The following is a 16,391-nucleotide window of genomic DNA, read 5'->3' as shown; positions in this document are numbered from 1 at the left end:
ACATGCGTGTTCTCCTGCTTTTCCTGACATTCCTGCTCGCCGGCCCTCTACAGGCCAACCCGTTCGCGGTCAAACCGGACTTCCTGCCGGTGAACGAAGCCTTCGTGCTGACCCACGACCGCCTGGAAAACGGCCAGATGCGCCTGCATTTCCAGATCAAGGACGGCTACTACCTTTACCAGAAACGCCTGAAGTTCGACGGCCTGCCCCCCGAGCAGCACCCGCCCCTGCCCCAGGCCGAGAACCACCACGACGAGTTCTTCGGCGACAGCGCGGTCTACCGCACCGAACTCGAGCTGCTGCTGCCGGCCAACGCCAGCGGTGAACTGCGCCTGGGCTGGCAAGGCTGCGCGGACGCAGGGCTATGCTATCCGCCACAGACCACCCCGATCGCCCTTGGCGGGGCGGCTGCGGCAACGCCGGCTGCCGACCAGGCCAGCGACCAAGCCCTGGCCGGCACCCTGCAACACGACAGCCTGGCCTGGAGCCTGCTGGCCTTCTTCGGCCTGGGCCTGCTGCTGGCCTTCACCCCCTGCTCGCTGCCGATGCTGCCGATCCTCGCCGGGCTGGTCCTGGGCAATGGCGCCAGCGCTCGCCGTGGCTGGTGGCTGGCCGGCGTCTATGTGTTGAGCATGGCCCTGGTGTACGCCGCACTCGGCGTGATTGCCGCGCTGCTGGGCGCCAGCCTGCAGGCCTGGCTGCAACAACCCTGGCTGCTGGGTAGCCTGGCCGGGCTGTTCGTGCTGCTCGCCCTGCCGATGTTCGGTGCCTTCGAACTGCAACTGCCCGCCGCCCTGCGTGACCGCCTGGACCGCGCCGGCCAAGGCACCCGTGGCGGCAACCTGTACGGCGCGGCGTTACTGGGCGCCCTGTCGGGCTTGCTGCTGGGCCCCTGCATGACCGCGCCACTAGCCGGCGCGCTGCTGTTCATTGCCCAGAGCGGCGACGTGCTGCAAGGGGCACTGGTGCTGTTCGCCCTCGGCCTGGGCATGGGTGTCCCGCTGTTGCTGCTGGTCACCCTGGGCAATCGCTACCTGCCACGCCCGGGCGCCTGGATGAACCTGGTCAAGGGCTTGTTCGGCTTCGTGTTCCTGGCCATGGCCCTGTACACCGTGCGCGGCCTGCTGCCGGAAACGCTGGTACTGGCCCTGGCTGGCGCCTGGTTGATCGCCCTGGGCTGGGCCGCCTGGCCTGCCCTGCAGCGTTTGCCCGCCTTGCGTGCGATCCCCCTGCTGGGCGCGCTGTGGGGTGGCCTGCTGCTGGTGGGCGCCGCAGCCGGTGGCAACGATGTGTGGCAGCCTTTGCAGCCTTTTGCCGGCAAGAGCACGGCCACGGCCCCCGCCAGCGGCCACGACGCCTTTGTCACCGTCAGCGCACCGGCCGAGCTGCAACGTGAACTCGATGCCGCCAAAGCCCGTGGCCAATGGGTGCTGGTGGACTATTACGCCGACTGGTGCGTGTCATGCAAAGTCATGGAGAAGCAGGTGTTCGCCCGTGCCGATGTCCAGGCCAGCCTTGACGATGTGCACCTGCTGCGCCTGGATGTGACCGCCGACTCCCCAGCCAGCCGCGAGCTGCTGCAACGCTACCAGGTCCCGGGCCCGCCCAGCCTGATCTGGGTCGGCCCGGAGGGCGAGGAACGTCGCGCCCGCCGCATCACCGGTGAAATCGACGCCGCCGGGTTCCTCCAGCACTGGGCCCAGACCAGGAGCCAAGGCTGATGCTCACCATCACCCTCGGGCCGCTGACCATGGCCCTCAACCACCTGCTGCTGCTTGCCGCACTGGGCATCGCCAGCCTGGTCGGCTGGCGGGTCGCAAGGCGCGGCGGCGAAAACCCCGAGTCGGCGCTGTTCAACCTGTTCCTGCTGGGCTTGCTGTTCGCCCGCCTGGGTTTTGTCCTCGCCTACTGGCCGATGTACCGTGACGACCCGCTGCAGATCATCGATATCCGCGACGGCGGCTTCCTGCTCTGGGGCGGGCTGCTGGGCATCGTCCTCGGCACCTTGTGGCAAGGCTGGCGCCGCCCGGGCCTGCGCCGCCCGCTGGGCTGGGCGCTGTTCAGCGGCGCCCTGTTCTGGGGGTTGGCCAGCCTGGCCAGCCACCTCTACAGCAAAGGCACCGAGCTGCCCGACATGAGCCTGCGCGACAGCCGCGGCCAGGCGGTGGCCCTGCACGACTACCGCGGCCGCCCGCTGGTGATCAACATCTGGGCCACCTGGTGCCCACCCTGCCGCCGCGAGATGCCGGTGCTGCAACAGGCCGAGGACGACTATCCCCACGTGACCTTCCTGTTCGTCAACCAGGGGGAGACCCCCGAGAACGTTAGCACCTTCATGGCCACCACCGGCCTGACCCTCTCCAACGTGCTGTTCGACGGCACCGGCGAGCTGGCCCGCAAGGTCGGCTCCATGGCCCTGCCCACCACCCTGTTCTACAACGCCGAAGGGCGGCTGGTCGGCAGCCACCTGGGCGAACTGTCGCGCGCCAGCTTGCGCCACGCCCTGGAACCCTTCGAACGCGCCAACGCGCCCGCCCCACAAGGAAACTGACATGCGATTGAATGCGCTGCTGCCCCTGACCCTCGCCCTGCTCGCCGCCCCCTCGCTGCAAGCAGAGGAACTGCCCAAGGCGATCCAGCAACTGCAAGCCAAGGGCGCCGTGATCAAGGGCAGCTTCGACGCCCCCAATGGGCTGCGCGGCTATGCCGCCGAGTACCACAACAACGGCATCGCCCTGTACCTCACCCCCGACGGCAAGCACGTGCTGGTCGGCAGCCTGTTCGACGAGCAAGGCAAGGACCTCAGCGCCGAGCCACTGGAAAAACTGGTGTACGCACCGATGAGCAAGGCCGTGTGGGCGAAGATGGAAAAGACCGCCTGGATCCAGGACGGCAAGGTCGACGCGCCGCGTACCGTCTACCTGTTTAGCGACCCCAACTGCCCCTACTGCAACATGTTCTGGCAACAGGCCCGTCCTTGGGTCGAGTCAGGCAAGGTGCAGCTGCGCCACATCATGGTCGGCATCATCCGCGAGGACAGCCCGGGCAAGTCCGCCGCGCTGCTCGCCGCCAAGGACCCGGCCAAGGCCTTGCAGGAACACGAGAAGGCCGGCAAGGCCAGCACGCTCAAGGCACTGGACAAGGTGCCGGAGGCGGTACAGAAGAAGCTCGAGGCGAACCTGGCGCTGATGGAGGAACTGGGCCTGGCGGCAACCCCGGCGATCTTCTATCAGGACGAGCAGGGGCAGCTGCAGAGCCAACAAGGCGCCCCGCGGCCGGAGATGCTCGGGAAGATCCTCGGCAAACGCTGAAAACCATCGCGGGGCAAGCGGCACAGAGTCGATGCGACTTGCCCCGCGATGACCGTTACAACGCCTCCAGCTCCGCCATCAGGTCGCTCAACCTATCGACCTTGGCGTCATCCAGCGCGCTGTCCTGCAGCCCGCGCACATAGTCCGCCAGCTCTTGCACCGTACTGCACTCGAACATCGCCCGCAGCGGCACGTTCAACTGCAGGGCCTTCTGCACCCGCGATGCGATCTGCGTTGCCAGCAGCGAATGCCCGCCCAGCTCGAAGAAGTTGTCGCGCACACCCACCCGCTCGGCCTTGAGCACATCGGCCCAGATCCCGGCGAGGGTCTCTTCAAGCTCGTTGCGCGGCGCCAGGTAGGCCTGGCTGTGCTGGCCACCGATATCGATGGCCGGCAGCGCCTTGCGGTCAAGCTTGCCGTTGGCGTTGTGCGGCAGGCTGTCGAACCAGCCCCAGTGCAGCGGCACCATGTACTCCGGCAACTCGGCGCGCAGGCGCTGCTTGAGCTGGTCGAGCAGCGCGGCGTCGGCACTGACGCCCTGGTGCGCCACCAGGTAGCCAACCAGATGCTTGCCGTTGACGCCTTCCTGCACGCCCACCGCGGCATCGCGCAGCTCCGGCTGTTCGTGCAGGCGCGCCTCGATCTCGCCCAGCTCGATGCGGTAGCCACGGATCTTCACCTGATGGTCGATACGCCCGACGTACTCCAGCACGCCATCCGGACGGCGCCGCGCCAGGTCGCCGGTGCGGTACAGGCGCTCACCAGGCGCACCGTACGGGTGCGGGATGAACGCCTGCGCCGTGCGCAGCGGGTCGCCGACATAGCCACGGCCCACACCGGTACCAGCGACGCACAGCTCGCCCACTGCGCCCAGCGGCACCAGGGTCTGGTCCTCGCCGAGCAGGTACAGGCGGTTGTTGTCGGTCGGCGTGCCTATCGGCAGGTAGCTGCCCTGGGTCGAGGCGGCATCGACGCGGAAGAACGCCACGTCGTCCGAGCACTCCGCCGGGCCGTAGGCGTTGACCAGGCCGATGGCCGGGTAGCGTTGCAGCCACTGCGCGGCCAGCTCGGGCGGCATGGCCTCGCCGGTCGGCAGCATCCAGCGCAGGCCATCGAGCGCCTGGTGATCGTTGGCCAGCATGCCCTGGATCAGCGACGGCACACTCTCCAGCACGGTGATGCCGGTGGCCTGCACATGGCTCAGCAGGCCTTGCGGATCATGGGCGATGGCGTTCGGCACGATCTCCACGCGGGCCCCGAACAGCGGCGCGGCGAGGAACTGCCACACCGAGATGTCGAAGCTCTGCGAGGCGGTCTGGGCAATTACGTCCTGCTCGTCCAGGGCCAGGTACGGCACCTTGCTCAGCTGATTGTTGAGCATGCCGCGCTGCTCGACCATCACGCCCTTGGGCAGGCCGGTGGAGCCGGAGGTGTAGATCACGTAGGCAAGGTTGTCCGGAGCGCTGTGGATGCCAAGGTTGTGGCTGGCCACGTTGCTTGCCTGCACGTCTTCCCAGACCAGCAGCTTCGGCCGCGCCGCGCCTGCCACTTCATCGAGCAGCTGGCGCGCCTGCTCGGCGCAGGCCGCGCTGCACACCAGCACCGGCGTGCGGCTCAGCTCGACGATGCGTTGCAGGCGCGCCGCCGGCAGGCCCGGATCCAGCGGCAGGTAGCCGGCGCCGGCCTTGAAGCTGCCGACGATCATGCCCAGCAGCGCCAGGCCGCGCTCGGCCAGCAGCGCCACCGGTTGGTCGATGGCCACGCCAGCCGCAACCAAGGCATGACCCAGCCGGTTGGCCGCCACGTTCAGGCCCGCATAGTCGTAAGCGGCCGTCTCGCAACGGGCGACGGTGCGCTGCGGATGCGCGGCCACCCGTGCCTCGAACAGCTCGACGTAGCTCTGCTCCAGCGCATAGTCATGCTCGGTACGGTTGCAGTCCTCGAGCAGGAAACGTTGTTCGTCGGCCCCCAGCAGCGGCAGCTCGCCGACCTCGCCCTCGAAGCCCTCGACCAGCGCCAGCAGCAGGCGCTTGAATTCGGCGAGCAGGCGCTCGACGGTCGGGTAGTCGAAGTAGCGCTGGTCGAACGACAGGTGCAGGCCCAGGTCATCGCCCGGGTAGCACACCGCGGTCAGCGGGAAGTTGGTGTGGGTCCGGCCCGAGTCGGAGCTGGCGTCCAGATGCTGGGCGTGGTCGAGCACCGCAGTTTCCACCGGGGCGTTCTCGAACACGAACAGGCTGTCGAACAGCGGCTGGCCCTTGGGCAGTTCGCTGCATTCCTGGATCGCCACCAGCGGCAGGTACTCGTATTCACGCAACTGCATGTTGCGATCGAGCAAGCCCTGCAGCCACTGACGCACGCTGCTGCGCTCGCCCGGCTGCGGCAACTGCACGCGCAGGGCGATGCTGTTGATGAACAAGCCGACCGTGCGCTGCATCTGCGGCAGGCTCACCGGGCGCCCGGCCACGGTGACGCCGAACACCACGTCGCGATCGCCGCTGTAGCGCGCCAGGGTCAAGGCCCAGGCCGCCTGGGCGAAGGTGTTGACCGTCAGTTGGTGGGCCTGGGCCAGTTCACGCAGGCGGGCGCCCTCGCTCACTTGCAGGCGGGTGTAGCAGTCACCCACGACCATGCCGTCACCGGCGTGGTCATGGCGCAGCGGACGGTCGCTGGGAATCGCCGTGGCGCGCTCGAAGCCGGCCAGGTTGGCCTGCCACCACTGGCGCGCCTGGTCGAGATCCTGGCGCTGCAGCCAGCCGATATAGTCGCGGTAGCGCGGCGGTACCGGCAACTGGGCCTGGCGCCCTTCGCCCAGGGCCTGGTAGATCTCGAAGAAGTCGTTCATCAGCAGCGAGCGGCACCAGGCATCGATGAGGATGTGGTGGTTGCTCATCATGAACCAGTAACGCGCATCGTCCACGCGCACCAGGCGCAGGTGGAACGGTGCTTCGCGCAGCAGCTCGAAGCCGGCCTCGCGCTCCTCCTTGTGCAGCGCTTGCAGGCGCGCTTCCTGGGCGTGCTCGTCAAGGCCGCGCCAGTCCTGGTAGTCCACCGCGGTCTTGCCGGGTTTGTGGATGATCTGCAGCATCGCTTCGCCGGCGTTCCAGCTGAACGAGGCACGCAACGCCTCGTGGCGCGCCACCACCGCCTGCCAGGCCTGGGCGAAGCGCTCGGGGTCGAGGGCGCTGTTGATGCGGTAGCGGTCCTGCATGTAGTAGATGCCGGTGCCCGGCTCGAGCAGGGTGTGCAGCAGCAGGCCTTCCTGCATCGGCGTCAGCGGGTAGACGTCCTCGATCTCGGCGGCCGGGATCGGCAGCGTGTCGATCTGCTCCTGGGTCAGTTGCGCCAGGGGGAAGTCCGAGGGGGTGAAGCTGCCGTTGCCGTCCGCCAGGCAATGGGCGACCAACGCCAGCAGCTCCTGGCGATAGGCCTCGGCCAGACGGGCGATGGTCGCCTCGTCATAGCGCTCGGCACTGTAGCTCCAGCGCAGTTGCAGTGCGCCGCCGTAGACCTGGCCATCGACGCTCAGCCAGTTCGGCAGCGGCGCATCCAGGTCATGGGCCAGGCCCACCGGGGCGTCCAGCGGCTGGAACAGTGCCGCCTGGTCGAACTGTTGGTCGAACTGACCGAGGTAGTTGAAGGTGATCCGGGCCTGGGGCAAGGCGGCCATGCGCTCACGCCCTAGCTCGTCGGCCAGGTAGCGCAGCACACCGTAGCCCTGGCCTTTGTGCGGCACGTGGCGCAGTTGTTCCTTGATGCGCTTGATCGACGTGGCGCGACCAACTTCGCCATCAGCCATTACGGGGCTCAGGCTCAGTGGGTAGGCGTTGGTGAACCAGCCGACGCTGCGGGTCAGGTCCATGTCCTCGAACAGACCATCGCGACCATGGCCTTCCAACTGCACCAGCACCTGCTCGTCGCCGCTCCAGTGGCACAGTGTGCGCGCCAGGGCAGTCAGCAGCAGATCGTTGACCTGGGTGTGGTAGGCCGCCGGCGCCTGTTGCAGCAGTTGGCGGGTCTGTTCCACGTTCAGGTCGATGGCAAGGCTGCGGGCATGGCGGTGCAGGTTGCCGCCTTGAGGGTGGTCGCAGGGCAGTTCGCGACGGGCGCTGCCCAGTTGCGCTTCCCACCAGCCCAGCTCGTCGCGCAGCGAATCGCTGCCGGCATAGCTGGCCAGGCGCGCCGCCCAGTCGCCCATGGCATGGGTCTTGGCGGCCAGGGTTTCACCGCGGTACAGCGCCTGCAGGTCTTCCAGCAAGACGCGCCAGGACACGCCATCGACCACCAGGTGGTGGATCGCCAGCAGCAGGCGCTGGACGCCCTGGTCATCACTGACCAACAAGGCGCGCAGCAGCGGCCCCTCGGCCAGGTCCAAGCTGCGCTGCACATCGGTATACAGTGCCTGGCAGTCGTCGAAATCGCTCACCGTCGCGGTCCACAGCAACGGCTGTGTGCTCGGCTGGGCGTACTCGGCCTGCCAGCGGCCGTTGGCCTGGCCAAAGCGCAGGCGCAGGCTGTCGTGGTGTTGCACCAGCGCGGCCAAAGCCCGCTCCAGCGCCTCGGCCTGCAATGGCTGGCGCACACAGAGCAGCACCGCCTGGTTCCAGTGCTGCGGTTGCGGCACTTCGCTGTCGAAGAACCAGTGCTGGATCGGCGTCAGGCCGGCGCTGCCCTGACGTGCGCCCTGCTCGATAGCGCTCGGCGCCTCGCTGCGGGTCACCACTGCCGCCAGGGTCTGGATGGTCTGGTGCTGGAACAGGTCACGTGGGGTGAACTGCAACCCCAGCTGGCGGGCACGGCTGACCACCTGGATCGACAGGATCGAGTCGCCGCCCAGTTCGAAGAAGTTGTTTTGCACGCCGATGCGCGGCAAGTTGAGCACCTCGCGCCAGATCTGCGCCAGCTGGCTTTCCAGCTCGTTGGCCGGGGCCTGGTAGTGCTGACGCGCCTGCTCCAGGTCCGGGGCCGGCAACGCTCGGCGGTCGAGCTTGCCGTTGCCCATCAGCGGCAGGCTGTCGAGCAGCACCAGGTGCGCCGGCACCATGTAGTCGGGCAGGTGCCGGCGGGCATCGGCCTTTACCGCCTCGCGCAGCAGGGCCTGGGCCTCGCCGTCGGCGCTCGCCTGTGGGCACACCAGGTAACCCACCAGTTGCCTGCCGCCCGGCAGGTCGAGGGCCAGGACCACTGCCTCCTCGACGTCGGCGTGCTCCTGCAGGCGGCTCTCGATCTCGCCCAGCTCGATACGGAAGCCACGGATCTTCACCTGCTGGTCGGCCCGCCCGACATACTCCACCAGGCCATCGGCGCGCAGGCGCACCAGATCGCCGGTACGGTACAGGCGACCGCCGGCATGGCTGAACGGGTCGGCGACGAAACGCTCGGCACTCAGGCCCGGACGGTCGTGGTAGCCCTGGGCCAGGCCGGCACCGCCGACGTACAGTTCTCCGATGCCGCCTTGCGGCAGCAGCGCCAGGTCCTCGTCAAGGATATAGGCGGTGCGGGCACCGATAACCCGGCCGATCGGCACACTGCCGGCGTCGACCGGTATCTGCTCCGGTGCCAGGCAGGCCAGCGGCATCACCACCGTTTCGGTCGGGCCGTAGGCGTTGAAGAACTGTTGCGGCGCAAAGGCCTGGCGGATGCGTTGCAGGTGCTCGCCGGTCAAGGCCTCGCCACCGGTGATCACCAGGCGCACCGGTAATTGCTCGCCCTGCCCGGCCAGGTACTGGGCCAACTGGCTGCCGTAGCTCGGGGTGAAACCGAGCACACTGACTTGCTGCTCGCGCACCAGCTGGCAGATTTCCTCGGCGCCCCACTGGCCCTGGGCACGCAACACCACGCGGGCACCGCACAGCAGCGGCACCAGCAGGCGCTCGCTGGCGGCGTCGAAGTTGATCGAATAGAAGTGCAGCTCGCAGTCGTCGCTGCGCATGCCGAACTCGGCGATCACCGCCTTGCAGTGCATGGCAATTTCACCGTGGCTGACCACCACGCCCTTGGGCTTGCCAGTGGAACCGGAGGTGTAGATCAGGTAGGCCTGGTGCTGCGGCAGGTTGAGGTTGTCCAGGGCGGCGTCGCTGTAGGCGGAAAGGCTCGCGGCATCGTCCTCCAGGCTCCAGCGGGCAACGCCTGGCGGCAGTTCGCCCAGGGTGTCGAGCAACGCCCGCTGGCCGATCAGCAGGCCCAAGCGGCTGTCCTCGATCATGTAGCGCAGGCGGTCGAGCGGGTATTCCGGGTCCAGCGGCACGTAGGCGCCACCGGCCTTGAGGATGGCCAGCAGGCCGACCACCATCTCCAGCGATCGCTCCAGCGCCAGGCCTACCCGCACCTGCGGGCCGACGCCGCGCTCGCGCAGGGCGCGGGCCAGGCGGTTGGCCTGCTGGTCGAGCTCGGCGTAGCTCAGGTGCTGGCCGGCGAAGGTCAGGGCCAGGGCCTGCGGGGTCCGCTCAGCCTGGGCGGCGAACAGCCCGTGCAGCGTCTGGTCCAGTGCGAAGTCCTGCTCGCCCTGCAGCTGGCCGATCAGCACCTGCTGCTCGGCTTCAGCCAGCATCGGCAGTTCGCACAGGCGCTGCTGCGGATCGTCGATCAGCGCCACCAGCAACTGCTGCCAGTGCTCGGCCATGCGCGCGATGCGCGGCTCATCGAACAGGTCGCGGCTGTAGGTGAAGCAGCAGCCCAGGCGGCCATCGAGGTCGGTGACCTCAAGGTACAGGTCGAATTTGGTGGCGCTGGCGTCGTTGACCAGGTAATCCACCTGCATGCCCACCAGTTCACGGCTCTGCTGGAAGGCCCAGCGCTGCACGTTGCACATCACCTGGAACAGCGGGTTGTAAGCGCTCGAGCGCGGCGGCTGCAAGGCCTCGACCAGTTGCTCGAATGGCAGGTCCTGATGCGACTGGCCATCGATGATGGTCTGGCGCACTTGGTCGAGCAACGCGCCGGCGCTCATCTGCCCGTCCAGTTCGCAACGCAGCACCTGGGTGTTGAGGAAGGCGCCGATCAACCCCTCGCTTTCCGGGCGAATACGGTTGGCCACCGGCGCGCCGATGCGCAGGTCGCGCTGGCCGCTGTAGCGGTGCAGCAACGCGGCCAGGGTAGCGGTCATGGTCATGAACAGGGTCAGGCCGCGCTGGCTGTTGAAGGCGTGCACGCGCTTGACCAGCGCCGGATCCAGGTCGAAGCGGTACAGCTCGCCGCGGTGGCTCTGCACTGCCGGGCGTGGACGATCGGCGGGCAGCGCCAGCACCGGATGCTCATCGCCCAGGCGGTCCTTCCAGTAGGCCAGCTGGCGATCGCCCTCGCCGCTTTCCAGCCACTGGCGCTGCCATACGCTGTAGTCGAGGTACTGCACCGGCAGCGGCGCCAGCGGCGACTCGCGCTCGTCGACGAAGGCCTCGTACAGCTCGCCCAGTTCGCGGGCGAAGATGTCCATGGCCCAGCCTTCGGTGACGATATGGTGCAGGGTCAGGACGAAGTAGTGCTCGCGCTCGCCGGCCTTGACCAGGCAGGAGCGCAACAGCGGACCGCGCTCCAGGTCGAACGGCTGGTGCGCCTGGTCGTCGGCCAGTTGCTGCAGGCGTTGCTGGCGGGCCTCGCCGGCCAGGGCGCTGAAGTCATGCCAGTGCAGTTGCACGTGGCTGTGATCGGCCACGCACTGGTAAGGCTTGCCGTCGATGCTGGGGAAAGTGGTGCGCAGGGTTTCGTGACGCACGATCAACGCCTGCAGGGCGCGCTCGAAGGCATCCACATGCAGCAGGCCCTGGAAGCGAGCCATGCCGCCGACGTTGTAGGCGGGGCTATGCGGATCCATCTGCCAGAGGAACCACATGCGCTGCTGCGAGTACGACAGCGGCACCGCCTGGCGGCGGTCGACACGGGCGATGGCACCTTGCAGGTTGTGTGCGCCGCAACCCTGCAGACGGGAAATTTCGGCGCAGAACGCGCCCAGCTCGCTGGCCTCGAACAAGGCCTTGAGCGGCAACTCGACATCCAGCGCCTGGCGAGTGCGCGAGACGATCTGGGTGGCCAGCAGCGAGTGGCCGCCGAGGGCGAAGAAGTCATCCTGCAAGCCGACCTGCGGCCGGCCCAAGACCTCGCGCCAGATCGCCGCGACCTGTTGTTGCAATGCACTTTGCGGCTCGACATGTTCATGTTGCTGCCAGACCGGTGCCGGCAGCGCCTTGCGATCGACCTTGCCGTTCGGCCCCAGGGGCATCTGCGCAAGATGGATGAGTTGTGCCGGCACCATGTAGGCCGGCAGGCGCTCGGCCAATGCGGCCAGCAGCGCCTCGGTCTGCTCGACACCGCTGTAATAGCCCACCAGCTGGGCACCGACGGCATCCTTGTGGATCAGTACCAGTGCCTGGGCGACACCCAGCTCGGCCAGCAGCACAGCCTGCACCTCCTCCGGCTCGACGCGGAAGCCGCGCACCTTCACCTGCTGGTCGAGGCGCCCCAGGTACTCCAGGGCCTGGCTCTGCACATGCCAGCGGGCGCGGTCGCCGCTGCGGTACAGCCGTGCGCCGTCGCCATCGGGCTGCGGCACGAAGCGCTCGGCGGTCAGCCCAGGGCGGCCGAGGTAGCCGCGGGCCAGGCCCGCGCCACCCAGGCACAGCTCGCCGGGCACGCCCGGCGCGGTCAACTCGAACTCATCGTCCAGCACCCGGCACAGCACGTTGCCCAGCGGGCGGCCGATAGGCGAGCGCTCGCCGTCATGCGCCTGGCAGTGCCAGTGGGTGACGTTGATCGCGGTTTCAGTCGGACCATAGCGGTTGTGCAGTTGCACCTGTGGCAGCAGTTGCAGCACGCGGTCACGCAACGCGGCGGACAACGCCTCGCCACCGGAGAACAACCGGCGCAGGCTGGTGCAGCCGGCGGCCAACGGCTCCTGGACGAACACCTGCAGCAACGGCGGGACGAAGTGCAGCGTGGTCACCGCGTGTTGCTGGATCAGTTGGGCGATGCGCTGCGGATCGCGATGTTCGCCGGGGCCAGCCAGGACCAGCTTGCAACCGGTGACCAGCGGCCAGAAGCACTCCCACACCGACACGTCGAAGCTGATCGGCGCCTTCTGCATCAGCACGTCGCTGTCAACCAGCGCATAGCTGGCCTGCATCCACTGCAGGCGCTCGGCCAGCGCCGCATGGGTGTTGCCCACGCCCTTGGGCTGGCCGGTGGAGCCGGAGGTGTAGATCACATAGGCGAGGTTGTCGCCGTGCAGGTGCAGGCCGGGGGCCTGGCTTGGCCAGCTGTCCAGGTGCAACTGGTCGAGGGCGATGGCGCTCACGCCTTCGACCTGCGGCAGTTTGTCGAGCAGGCTGCTGTGGCTGAGCAGCAGGCCGGCCTGGCAATCACCGAGCATGTAGGCCAGGCGCTCGGCCGGGTAGTCGGTGTCCAGCGGCACGTAGGCGCCACCGGCCTTGAGAATGGCCAGCAGGCCGACCAGCAGCTGCGGCGAACGCTCCAGGGCAATCGCCACGCAAGTGTCCGGACCGACGCCCTTGTCGCGCAGGTAGTGCGCCAGGCGGTTGGCCTGCTGGTGCAGTTCGGCATAGCCCAGTTGACCGCCCTCCCACACCAGCGCGGTGCGCTCGGGGCTCAGGCGCGCCTGTTCGTTGAGTTGCTCGACCAGCAGGCGCGGCGCGCTCACCATGGGCGCCTGGCCCCACTCGAGCAGTTGCGTCTGGCTGTGTTCGTCGAGCAGGCGCACCTCGCCAATGGCCAGCTGCTGCTCGGCGCAGACCTGTTCGAGCAAGGCCAGCAGATGGCTGGCCAGGCGCTTGACGGTGGCCGCCTCGAACAACCCGGCGGCGTAGTCGAAGGCCAGCGTCAGGCGGCCCTGGTGGTCTTCCTCGCTGTGCAACTGCAGGTCGAACTTGGCTTCGCGGCTGTGCCACGGCAGCTCTTCGGCGAGCAGGCCGGGCAGGCGACGCAAGGCCGACAGGTCGCGTTGCTGGTGGTTGAACATGACCTGGAACAGGCCTTGTTCACGGGCCTGCGGCAGCGCCTCGAGCAGTTGCTCGAAGGGCAGGTCCTGATGGGCCTGGGCCTCCAGGGTGGCTTGGCGCGCCTGGGCCAGCAGCCCGGCGAACGGCAAGCGGCCGTCGAGTTCGGCGCGGAGCACCTGGGTGTTGATGAAGAAGCCGACCATGCCCTGGGTTTCCAGGCGCGGACGGTTGGCGTTGGGCACGCCGACGCGGATGTCGCCCTGGCCGCTGTAGCGGTGCAGCACAGCCTGCCAGCCGGCTAGCAGGACCATGAAAAGGCTGGCCTGCTGCTCGCGGGCCAGGTCCTTGAGGGCGCTGGTCAGTGCCGCAGGTACCTTGAGGCTGTGGCGCGCGGCGCGGCTGTGCTGCTGGCTGGCGCGGGGCTGGTCGGTGCACAGGTCGAGCACCGGCAGTTCGTCACCCAGCTTGTTCTTCCAGTAGTCGAGCTGGCGGGCGCTTTCGCCCTCGGCCAGCCACTGGCGCTGCCACTGGCCGTAGTCGGCGTAGCCCAGCGTCAGTTCGGGCAGTTGCACGGCCTGGCCCTGTGCGGCGTACAGGCGAGCGAACTCATCCAGCAGGATGTTCAGCGACCAGCCGTCGGCGACGATGTGGTGCAGGGTCACCCACAGCTGGTGCTCTTCGTCGTCCAGGCGCGCCAGGGTCACCCGCAGGAGCGGGCCCTGGCGCAGATCGAACGGCTGCTGCGCCTCATCCTCGCGGCGCGCGGCCACCTCGGCGGGAGACTGCCCTTCGAGGTCCAGATGACGCAGGGTGAACGCCTGGCTCGGCAGGATGCGTTGCACGGCCTGGCCATCGACTTCGTCGAACAACGTGCGCAGGGATTCATGGCGTGCCACCAGGGCCTGGAAGCTGGCCTGCAGCGCCGCGACATCCAGCTCGCCGCGCAGGTGCAGCCCGGCGGGGATGTTGTAGGCGGCGGACTGCGGCTCCAGCTGCCACAACAGCCACAAGCGGTTCTGTGCCAGTGACTGCGGCAGGGCCTGGTCGCGGGCCTGGGTTTCGATGGTGCCGGCGGCGCTGCCACCTTCGGCGAGGACGGCCGCCACGGCGGCGCTGTATTCGGCCAGGGTCGGTGCTTCGAACAGGGTGCGCAGGCTGAGCTGGATGCCCAGTTCGTCGCCCAGGCGCGCGGTCACCTGGGTGGCCGCGATGGAGTTGCCGCCCAGCAGCAGGAAGTGATCGTGCGCCGCCACCGCCTCGACCTTGAGCAGCTCACGCCAGATTCCCGCGATCCGTACCTGCAGGTCGTCACCGGCCACGCCATTGCCCTGCTCCGTCTGCGCCATCGGGAAACGCGCATAGATATCCAGGCTGCCGTCGTTCATGCGCAGGCGGCAGGCCGAGCGCTGCAGCTTGCCGCTGGAGGTCTTGGGCAAGGCGCCCGGGTTGAGCAGCAACACCACGGCCGGCGCCTGGCGACAGGCATCGGCAGTGACCCGGCGCAGGGTATTGATCAGCGCCTCGGGCGTGTGCGCCTTCTGCACATTGCGGCTGATCTCCACCGCCACGCCGATGCCCTCCTCGCCCTGATCGTCGACGGCGAACACCGCCACCCGGCCCTTGCGCAGCACATCGACTTCACGCTCGAGGGTCTTTTCCAGGTCCTGCGGGTAGATGTTCTGGCCACGGACGATAAGCATGTCCTTCAAGCGCCCGGTGACGAACACTTCGCCATCGCGCATGAAGCCGAGATCGCCGGTGCGCAGCCAGGTCTGGCCGTCACGCTCGACAAAGGTCCGGGCGCTGGCCTCGGGGTTGCGCCAGTAGCCTAGGGCGATGCTCGGGCCGCCGGCCCAGATCTCGCCGACCCGGTTGTCCTCCAGCACCTCCAGGCGCTGCGGGTCGACAATGCACACCGCATGGCCCGGCTGCGGGTAGCCGCAGCTCATCAGCACGCTGCCCTGGCCGGGCTCGGCGCGGTTGGCGGCGAAGGCCTCGGCATCCAGCTCCAGCGCGCCGATACCCTGGCCACGGCGGCTGCCGCTGACGAACAGGGTGGCCTCGGCCAGGCCATAGCTGGCGAAGAAGCTGCTGGCGGTGAAGCCGCAGGCGGCAAACTTTTCAGCGAAGGTATCGAGACTGTCCTGGCGGATCGGCTCGGACCCCGAATAGGCCACGCGCCAGCGGCTCAGGTCCAGGCCGGCGAGCGCGGCCTCGCTGACCCGCTCGCTGCACAGCCGGTAGGCGAAATCCGGACCGCCACTGATGGTGCCGCCGTACTCGCTGATCGCCTGCAGCCAGCGCAATGGCCGGGCGAGGAAATAGCCCGGCGACATCAGCACGCAGGGCACGCCACTGAAGATCGGCTGCAGCAGGCCACCGATCAGGCCCATGTCGTGGTACAGCGGCAACCAGCTGACGATCACGTCGTCCGGATTCAGATCGATGCCGAAACCGTGGCGAATCAGCTGTTCGTTGGCCACAAGGTTGCCATGACTGACCTGCACGCCCTTGGGCAGCGCGGTGGAGCCGGAGGTGTATTGCAGAAAAGCGATGTCGCTGCCTTCCAGCACCGGCTCGTGCCATTGCGCGGCCAACTGCGGATCCAGGCTGTCCACGGCCAGCAGGCCCGGAGCCTTGGCGCCAGCCAAGGCGTCGAGACCCTGCAAGCTGTCTTCCAGCGCCTTTACCGTCAGCAGCAAGCGCGGTTCGGCGTCGTCGATGATCGACAGCAGGCGTTCCTGATGGTGCTGACGCGACGACTCCGGCGGGTAGGCCGGCACGGCGATCACCCCGGCATACAGGCAGCCGAAGAACGCCGCGACGTAGTCCGGCCCACTGGGAAACAGCAGTACGGCACGCTCGCCGAACCCGGCCTGCGACTGCAACGCCGCCGCGATGGTCCGTGCGCGCTGGTCGAGGTCCCGATAGCTGAGCACTGCCTGCTCGCCGGGCGCATCGGCCAGGAAGCGCAAGGCAATGCGCTCCGGGGTCTGGGCGGCGCGTTGCGCCAAGGCCTGGACCAGCGAGTGCGGGAGTTCGAAGGCGTCCGTCATGGAATGTTCCTGCCAGTGTCTGGGTGAGTCGCGCCTGACTGGTCCGCGCGACTGGCGGGCAGTGTTGGGCAGCCGAG

4 protein-coding genes are annotated in these 16,391 nt (G+C 68.2%); 3 read left to right on the top strand and 1 reads right to left on the bottom strand.

Going from position 1 to position 16,391, the window contains the following annotated elements; all coding sequences use genetic code 11:
- Positions 1-2: 2 nt before the first annotated feature.
- Genes dsbD through dsbG form a run of 3 tightly spaced genes read left to right on the top strand, consistent with a single transcriptional unit; the run spans position 3 to position 3,311 of the window.
- On the top strand, positions 3-1,721 hold the full coding sequence (dsbD, locus tag LU688_RS09460; RefSeq protein ID WP_038705720.1) for a protein-disulfide reductase DsbD: 1,719 nt from the start codon (positions 3-5) through the stop codon (positions 1,719-1,721).
- A complete protein-coding gene (locus LU688_RS09455; protein ID WP_094010582.1) occupies positions 1,721-2,551 on the top strand; it encodes a TlpA family protein disulfide reductase in 831 nt (276 codons plus the stop codon). The genes dsbD and LU688_RS09455 overlap by 1 nt, the downstream gene beginning before the upstream one ends.
- Before the next feature lies 1 nt (position 2,552).
- Positions 2,553-3,311 (top strand): thiol:disulfide interchange protein DsbG, encoded by a 759-nt coding sequence (gene dsbG, locus LU688_RS09450; RefSeq protein WP_094010583.1) that lies wholly within the window; start codon positions 2,553-2,555, stop codon positions 3,309-3,311.
- 55 nt (positions 3,312-3,366) lie between these two features.
- On the opposite strand, the gene LU688_RS09445 is transcribed toward dsbG, so the two are convergent.
- Complete coding sequence (locus LU688_RS09445) at positions 3,367-16,314, bottom strand: non-ribosomal peptide synthetase (protein WP_160291085.1); 12,948 nt, start codon at positions 16,312-16,314, stop codon at positions 3,367-3,369.
- Positions 16,315-16,391 lie beyond the last annotated feature (77 nt).

Source organism: Pseudomonas soli, from assembly GCF_021283165.2.
GTDB lineage: Bacteria > Pseudomonadota > Gammaproteobacteria > Pseudomonadales > Pseudomonadaceae > Aquipseudomonas > Aquipseudomonas soli.
The sequence above is the reverse complement of the archived record's forward strand: the minus strand, read 5'-3'. Positions and strand labels throughout refer to the sequence as shown.

Excerpts from the sequence above, each read along its gene's own strand:
- dsbD (WP_038705720.1), top strand. The coding sequence starts at position 3 with ATGCGTGTTCTCCTGCTTTTCCTGACATTCCTGCTCGCCGGCCCTCTA.
- LU688_RS09455 (WP_094010582.1), top strand. The coding sequence starts at position 1,721 with ATGCTCACCATCACCCTCGGGCCGCTGACCATGGCCCTCAACCACCTG.
- dsbG (WP_094010583.1), top strand. The coding sequence starts at position 2,553 with ATGCGATTGAATGCGCTGCTGCCCCTGACCCTCGCCCTGCTCGCCGCC.
- LU688_RS09445 (WP_160291085.1), bottom strand. The coding sequence starts at position 16,314 with ATGACGGACGCCTTCGAACTCCCGCACTCGCTGGTCCAGGCCTTGGCG.